The following is a 7150-nucleotide window of genomic DNA, read 5'->3' as shown; positions in this document are numbered from 1 at the left end:
CCCGCCATCCGGCGGGCGCGCCGCCGTCCGGATGGCGGGCGCGCCGGTCGGTCCGGGTGCGCCCGTCGGTGCCGGGCGCGGTTCGGATCAGTCGGGGAGGCGGTCCAGGATCCATTCACCGAGTTCACGCGTGACGGCGGTGTGTTCGGTGGTGGTGCTGGAGCACAGGAAGTCGTCGAGGTCGCTCTCGGACGGGTCGAGGTCGTCGATGTCGGCGTACAGGGCCTTGTTGTCGTCGAGGTCGCGGATCGAGACCGCGCTGACGGACGGGACGAAGCAGACGTGTTCGTGGCGCAGGTCGACCTGGGCCCCGAACTTCTCGAGCATGTCGGCGAGGATGCCGTAGGAGCGCAGCGTGCCGCCGGGGGCCCCGTCGAGCTCGGGGAATCCGCTGGTGGTGACGGTCTTCTCGGCCTTGGGGAAGCGCCGCTTGAGTTCGGCGACGACGGCGTCGTCGCCCTGGGACTGGGCGTAGAAGGTGGTGCCGGGGTAGATCCGGTTCACGGTGAGGGTGATGTCGCCGGGCTCGACGGCGAGGCCGGTGCCGTCGCTGCGGCCGTTGGCGACGCCGATCAGGCGCGGGAGGCGCGGCCAGCCGCCGAGCCGTTCCAGCTGCTGCAGGAACTCGGTGCGCTCGGGGGCCACGCCGATCGTCCCGGTGGCGGGGTCGTAGTGCCGCCAGAGCATCTGCCGCGCGGCCGGGCTGTTCATCTGCCGCGCGAAGTCGTTGGGCACGGGGATGAAGTGGGAGAACGCCTGGAGCCCGATCGGGACGACACCGCCGCGGTGCGGGCTGTCGTACGAGAAGTACAGCCGCGTGCGGTGGTCCATCCGCTGCATCTCCAGCCGCGCCAGGGCGTAGCGGGTGATGATGCCGCCCATGCTGAAACCGCCGACCGTCAGCCCGGCGGAGCCCAGTTGCTCGGCGCCGGTCCGCATGATGCAGGCGATCGCGGCCTCGGCGTTGGCCGTGATGGAGGCGGAGCGCTCGTCGAAGCCGAGCAGGACGACGTCGCGGCCGCGGCGGCGGAGCTCGGTCAGGAAGGGGTAGTCGCGGTCGAGGCCGGCGTAGAGCCAGGTGAGGTCGCTGCGGCCGAGGTTGAAGCCGTCGGCGATGATCACGGGGCGGGTGATGCCCCGGTTGCGTTCGCCGTAGAAGACGTGGGCGAAGCCGTTGGGGAGCTGCCACTCCTCGTCGGGCGTGGGTACGGGGTACGGCAGCGGGGTGGGGGCGGTGGAGTCCAGCGGGGCCGCGAGGGTGAAGGCGCCGACGCTCTGCTCCGCCTTCTCGTCCTGGTCGGACAAGGGATTACCTCCTTCGGGTACGCACGGGCCGCAGCAGCCGCGGGACGGGGCTGGGGACCGCAGGCCCGTGCGGGCGACGCCAGCATCATCGGACGGCGCGGAGCGGGGCGGCCGGTTCCCACGCGAACGGTTCCCCTCGACGGACGAATCATCAGCTGATCGCACAGCACGGCGTCCGGGGCAGGCGCCCCTGCACACGGGGCACCCTCGGGCCGCCGGTGCACTCTCGGGTCACCGGCGCGGCGTCAGGTCCCGCAGTCCGTCGGCGAGGAGAGCGAACGCCTGTTCCGCGTCCGCGACGGCGCCCGGGTGGCGGGTGTCGGCGGGCGTGCCGGCGGCGAGGCGGGCGGCGTTGTCCTGCGCCAGCACCCACTGGACGCCGACGATCTGGACGGCGGCGAGGCGCGCCGTGAGCTCGGGGGTGTCGGCCGTCTCCTGCAGGGCCCGGGCGAGGGCCTGTTCGGCGCCGGCCTTGAACCGGTCCATCCGGGCGGCGAGGGAGGGCGCGTCCTGGATCATCCGGGTCAGCCGCAGCACGTGGGGGTGGTCGTTGAGTCCGGTGATCGGGTCCCGTTCGTGCAGGCCGCGGAGGAAGTGCGCGCGCAGTTCGTCCAGCGGGGCGGTGCCCGGCGGGCGGCCGCGGACGACGCGGGCGGCCTCGGCCTCGTGGTCGGCGAGGCGGTGCAGCACGAGGTCTTCCTTGGTCGGGAAGTAGGCGAAGAGCGTGCGCTTGGACACCTCGGCCGCCTCGGCGACCTGGGCCACCGAGACCTGGTTGAAGCCGTGTTCGAGGAACAGGGCGATCGCCGCGTCGGAGATCGCCGCGCGGGTCCGCTGCTTCTTCCGCTCCCGCAGCCCTGGCATGCCGTCCACGGCGACCAACCTAGCAGAGGGCTTCTCCCGGGATATTTCTGCACCTGGTATACATTTGCCCTGAGGCGAGAATCAGAGCGGAGTGAGGACCTTGACCGAGAACGGGACCGTCGACGAGACCTGGACCGCGGCCGGGACGGAGGTGGTCGTCGTCGGTGCCGGCCCGGCCGGGCTGGCACTGGCCTGCGAACTGGCCCTGGCGGGCATCGACACCCTGGTGCTGGAGCGGCTGCCCCGGCGCGTCGAGCAGGTGAAGGGCGGCGCGATCCAGCCCCGTACCGCCGAACTGCTGGAGCTGCGCGGACTGCTGGAGCCGATCCTGCGCCGGACCGCCCCCGGCGACCCGGTGGGCGGGCACTTCGCGGCCCTGCCCGTCCCCCTGGACTGCACGCCCTGGCAGACCCGGCACCCGTTCCCGATCGTGCTCCCCCAGTGGGAGATCGAGGAGGTGCTCGAGGAGCGGGCGACCGCCCTCGGCGCGCGGATCCTGCGCGGCACGGCCGTCCGTGCGGTCGACCAGGACGAGGACGGTGTGGTCGTCACGGCGGACGGGCTGCAGGTGCGGGCGCGCCACCTGGTCGCCTGCGACGGCGCCCACAGCACGGTGCGCCGGCTCCTCGGCCTCCCGTTCCCCGGCCGGCCGGGCACCCACCGGGCGGTGCTGGCCGACATCCGCCTGTCTGCCGCGTCCCCGCTGGTGCCGCAGCGGCTCGGACACATGAGCACCCTGATCCGCCGCGCCGAGGACCACTGGGCGATGCTGGCCCCGCTCGGCGGCGACCGCTACCGCTTCACCTTCGGCCGCACGGACGGGACGGACCAGGCGGACCAGGCGGACGCCTCCCGCGACTCCCCCGTCACCCGCGAGGAGATCGCCGAGGCGCTGCGGGCCGTGTACGGCGAGGAGACCGCGCTCGGCGCGGTGGACAACTCCTCGCGGTTCACCGACGCCACCCGGCAGTTGGAGCAGTACCGCACCGGGCGCGTCCTGTTCGCCGGAGACGCCGCGCACGTCCACCCGCCGCTCGGCGCCCAGGGCCTCAACCTCGGTATCCAGGACGCCTTCAACCTCGGCTGGAAGCTCGCCGCCACCGTCCGGGGCCGCGCACCGCACGGCCTGCTGGACAGCTACCACGCCGAACGCCACCCGGTCGGTGCCCAGGTGCTGCACCACACCTCGGCGCAGCGCGTCCTCGCGGACCCGAACCCGAGCGAGGACGTGGCCGCCCTGCGCGACATCGTCACCGACCTGCTGCGCCTGCCCGACGCCAACCGCCACCTGGCCGGGCTGATGTCCGGCCTCTCCCTGCACTACCCGCCGCACTGCCCGCCGCAGGACGGCCACCCACGGCACCACCCGCTCACCGGCCGGCGCGTCCCGGACACCGAACTCACCCGAGGCACCGGCACCGTCCGGCTGTCGGCCCTGTTCGCCGCGGGGCACGCCGTCCTGCTCGACCTCGCCGGAGCCGTCCCGGCCGGTCTCCCGCTCCCGCCGCAGGTCGACCTCGTCCGCGCCACCTGCACCGACGGGCCCGCCGCGGCGGCCGTACTGATCCGCCCCGACGGCTACGTCCGCTGGGCCACGGACGGCACCCCCGCCGACGCGGACAGCCTGCTCGCCGCGATCGCCGAGCACCTCGTGCGGCTGCCCTGACTTCGTGCGGGGCCTGCTGACGGTGCGGCGTCCGCGGGCGCCGTCAGGCGCCCAGGGAGTAGCAGTGGTCCTCCGTCTGCCCCAGCCACCACCAGTCGTCGTCCTCCGCGGCGGCCGCCGCCTCTGGGTCGATCCGCACGAGCGAGGAGCGGACGAAGGCGAGGAAGGCGTAGTGCTCGCCGAACCCGTCGTCGCCACGGGTCGCACGGCCCACCGAGAGGCAGAGCGCCCAGTCGCTCATCGCGAGGCAGGCGGCGAAGGCGGCGAGCGAGGTGTTGACCGTGTCGCCGTACGAGTCCACGACCCGGCCGGTGGCCAGGTCGAGCCGGAGGGCCGGCTCGCCGTGGACCTCGGCGATCACCAGGCGGCCGTCCGTGACGGTGAGTTCCTTCATCGCCCGGTCGGTGTCCAGCCAGCCCAGCGCCGAGATCCTGGGCAGTCCCAGCGTCGCCAGCGCCCGGGCCGACAGGGCGTCGCCGGTCGCCGCGGCGAGCTGCCCGGGATCCGCGAGCACCACGCCCCTGTAGTACGTCTGCACGTCCTCGGGCGTGAGCCGTGCGGCGTCCCACCAGGCGTCCCGGGGCAGCAGGTTGGGCGCGGTCTCCCGGTGGTGCGCGCCGGCGTCCGCGTCCTGACCGGTGAGCGCGGCCGTGGGTGCGGCTGCGGCTGCGGCCGGCGGGCCGAAGTCGAACAGTGCGGCGCCGCTGTAGCCCGCGATCAGCACCCGGTCCCCGGGCAGCACCTGGATGTCGTCGTCGTGGGCCACCGGGTAGAGCGCGTGGACGGAGGCCGCACCGGCCCGGGTGACGGTGACCTCGACCATCGAGTGGCACGGGTCACCGGTGTCCAGCGCCGAGGCCACCGCGGCCGGCGGCCCCTCCTGTGCCGGTTCGTCCGGCGACGGCTCCCCGAGCGGGGCACCGTCCTCCAGGGCGTACCACCGGTAGCTGTGGTCGTAGCGCGACTGCAGGCAGACCTCGCTGCCACCCGCCCGGAAGCCGTGCAGCGCGACCGGGCCGGTCCAGCCCGGCGCGACGGCGCCGGTGTCCCACACCTCGATCGGCCGCCAGTGCGCCCACACCACCCGCCAGGGCATCGCGAGGCCGAGGCCGTCCAGCCAGTCGGCGAGCGCCCGGTCACCCCGCATCAGGGCCGCGAACCGCAGCCTCGCCGCCCACTCCTCCGGTCCGGCCCCGTCCTCCGTCCCGTAGACCCGGGCGACCTCGGACAACGCCTCCCCGTACTCCGCCACCTGCGCCGGAAACCCGTCCGGCCGCCACGCCGTCGTCCCCATGCCCCGCTCCCCCGCTCCCGTCGATGATCTTCGGCCATGAGCCTACGGCACCTCGCCGACAGCCCTCGCAACGACCGCCAACGGTGCGGCACGCACCGGGATCACGGGCGGTGAACGCCCCCTCCACCACCCTGCTATCACCTGCTATCTTCGGGGGTATGGCGAAGACCCAGGTGAACCTCCGCATGGACGAGACCGTCGCCGAAATGGCCAGACACGCGGCCGAGACCCGGCGGATGCCCGTCAACGACTACGTGGCGCAGCTGATCCGGGACGACAACGAGAAGCTGCGCGAGGTCTTCCTGGCCGGTGCGCAGGAAGTGCTGGACGAGTACGCGGACCTGCTCGACGGGATCGAGGCCGCGTGATCCTCCACGTCGATCTCGCCTGGATCCTCGAGGTCGCCGAGCGTGCCGGGGTCGGGGACCCGGCACCGGTGGACTACGGGGTGGCGATCTCCGCGGTGGAGCGGCACCGGGCCGTGGTCGCCGGGCAGGAGGTCTACGACGGGCCGTTCACCCGGGCTGCGGCGCTCGCCCACACGCTCGGCCGGCTGCCGTGGCTGGAGCGTTCGAACCTGCGGGTGGCGGTGGCCGTCGCGCACGGTTACCTGCTGGCGAGCGGGGTCTCGGTCAAGCTCGACCAGGAGCGGGTGTCCGCGGTGGCCGAGGAGCTGAGGCGGCACGGATCCACCGCGGCCGATCTCGCCGCCGTGCTCAGGACGTGGCTCGCCTGACGGGCGTCCCCCCGGCCACCGGGTGCCGACGGGTGAACCACCGCGACGCGCGGCGAGCCTGCCCCCGTCCCGCCGGCCACCCCGTAACGTCGGGGACGGAGCGGCCACCGCCTCTCCTGCGCCGGCCGGCCGCCCTGCCCCTACTCAGGTAGCGGCCGGCCTGCGCCTCACCCCGCCGGGCGCCGATCCGTTGCCGACGGCTCCTCCGTCGCTCAGCCGAAGCCGGCCTCGGTGAAGCAGCAGCCTCCGCGCTCGGCGGCGGACAGGGTCGGGGCCGGGGTGTGCCGCGGGGTCTGCCGAACGTACTGACGGAAGCCTCCGGCACGGAACCTCAGGTCGAATCCGTGCCCCTCGATGTGCCACTGCGGCCACTCGGACCTGCCGTCGTCCGGAGCGAGCCGGTGCACGTCGTCGATCTCCAGCTCCGGGTGCGTGTTCGTCAGCCCGAGGCTGCCCTCGAGGTCCCAGACCTGCTCGAAGACGAGCGTCGCGGGAGCCACCCAGAAGGTGAAGTTCTTCGCGGGCCGGACGGGGTGCACCCAGCGGACGACGTAGTCGAGGTCGAGGAGCAGTCGCGGCACGACGTCGTCCGTCTGCTGCAGGTACAGGCCGTGCAGGGTGGCGTCGTGCCAGCCCATCTCCTCGAAGTCGGCGTCGCTCCAGACGCTCTTGGTGAGACCCGATTCCGGATGGCTGCCGCTGTCCATGACCGCATCCGACCAGAGCGCGCCCCGGCCCGCGGGCAGGCCGAGCGGCGGCCGGTCTGCGGCGGGGTGGACGGGACAGGAGCGCCCGTGCGGCGGGCTGCCGTGCCGGGACGTCGCCGAGCACCGCAGTCTCGGTGACGTCACCACCCTCACCGACAGCTCGGTCATGGAGCTGATCCGGGATCAACTGCCCGCGTCCGTCGGCGGCGAGGACGAGGACGGACGGTAGGCGCGGCTGCGGCCGTGCCCCGTCGGGGTGGAGGGCCACCGGGGCGGCCGGTCAGTCGCAGGTGGCGCCGGAGGCCTGCCAGGTCTCCGGGTCGACCATGGCGGTGGGGGCGAACGCCTCGGCGGGGAAGGGCCTGCCGCTGCGCACCTTGTCGTACATGGTCTGCACGGCGAGGGCGCCGACGTCCCGGCCGCTGATCGACAGGGCGGCGCGCATGGCGAAGCGCTCCCCGCGCTGCCAGCCCCGGCAGGCGAGGTAGCCGGCGGGGGCGGCCCCCCCGGGGGTGAAGAGCATCTCGGGGGGCAGCCGGGGCCCCCCGCCGCCCGCCAGGTCGCGCGGGTGGTGACCG

Annotated in this window: 8 protein-coding genes and 1 pseudogene; 4 read left to right on the top strand and 5 right to left on the bottom strand. The window is 74.0% G+C overall.

Translation table 11 applies throughout. The annotated features are described in order from the left end of the window. Positions 1–87: 87 nt before the first annotated feature. Together ABD353_RS13475 and ABD353_RS13470 are read right to left on the bottom strand one after the other, a co-directional pair. Positions 88–1305 (bottom strand): esterase/lipase family protein, encoded by a 1218-nt coding sequence (locus ABD353_RS13475; protein WP_344623793.1) that lies wholly within the window; start codon positions 1303–1305, stop codon positions 88–90. A 231-nt stretch (positions 1306–1536) separates the two neighbouring features. After that, positions 1537–2178 carry a TetR/AcrR family transcriptional regulator gene (locus ABD353_RS13470; RefSeq protein WP_344623792.1) on the bottom strand — a complete coding sequence of 214 codons (642 nt, stop codon included), beginning with the start codon at positions 2176–2178 and terminating at the stop codon, positions 1537–1539. A gap of 91 nt (positions 2179–2269) precedes the next feature. Between ABD353_RS13470 and ABD353_RS13465 the strand changes: the two genes are divergently transcribed. Next, positions 2270–3835: an FAD-dependent oxidoreductase gene (locus ABD353_RS13465; protein WP_344623791.1), complete on the top strand. Its 1566-nt coding sequence runs from the start codon at positions 2270–2272 to the stop codon at positions 3833–3835. Between the two features lie 43 nt (positions 3836–3878). Here the strand turns inward: ABD353_RS13465 and ABD353_RS13460 are convergent, their stop codons facing one another. Further along, a complete protein-coding gene (locus ABD353_RS13460) occupies positions 3879–5129 on the bottom strand; it encodes an SUKH-4 family immunity protein (RefSeq protein WP_344623790.1) in 1251 nt (416 codons plus the stop codon). A 158-nt stretch (positions 5130–5287) separates the two neighbouring features. Between ABD353_RS13460 and ABD353_RS13455 the strand changes: the two genes are divergently transcribed. Then, on the top strand, positions 5288–5497 hold the full coding sequence (locus ABD353_RS13455; RefSeq protein WP_344623789.1) for a hypothetical protein: 210 nt from the start codon (positions 5288–5290) through the stop codon (positions 5495–5497). After that, a complete protein-coding gene (locus ABD353_RS13450) occupies positions 5494–5865 on the top strand; it encodes a fic family toxin-antitoxin system, toxin component (RefSeq protein WP_344623788.1) in 372 nt (123 codons plus the stop codon). Before ABD353_RS13455 ends, ABD353_RS13450 begins: the two co-directional genes overlap by 4 nt. Before the next feature lie 212 nt (positions 5866–6077). Here ABD353_RS13450 and ABD353_RS13445 read toward each other — a convergent pair whose 3' ends face one another. Then, positions 6078–6572 (bottom strand): hypothetical protein, encoded by a 495-nt coding sequence (locus tag ABD353_RS13445; RefSeq protein WP_344623787.1) that lies wholly within the window; start codon positions 6570–6572, stop codon positions 6078–6080. Between ABD353_RS13445 and ABD353_RS13440 the strand changes: the two genes are divergently transcribed. Continuing rightward, positions 6571–6801 (top strand): hypothetical protein, encoded by a 231-nt coding sequence (locus ABD353_RS13440; protein ID WP_344623821.1) that lies wholly within the window; start codon positions 6571–6573, stop codon positions 6799–6801. The genes ABD353_RS13445 and ABD353_RS13440 overlap by 2 nt on opposite strands. A gap of 51 nt (positions 6802–6852) precedes the next feature. Here the strand turns inward: ABD353_RS13440 and ABD353_RS13435 are convergent. Beyond that, positions 6853–7150 (bottom strand): annotated as a pseudogene (locus ABD353_RS13435) (hypothetical protein); the annotation flags it as partial.

Source organism: Kitasatospora arboriphila (assembly GCF_039528095.1).
In the GTDB taxonomy this organism is placed as follows: Bacteria; Actinomycetota; Actinomycetes; order Streptomycetales; family Streptomycetaceae; genus Kitasatospora; species Kitasatospora arboriphila.
This window is presented reverse-complemented; position numbering and strand designations above follow the sequence as displayed.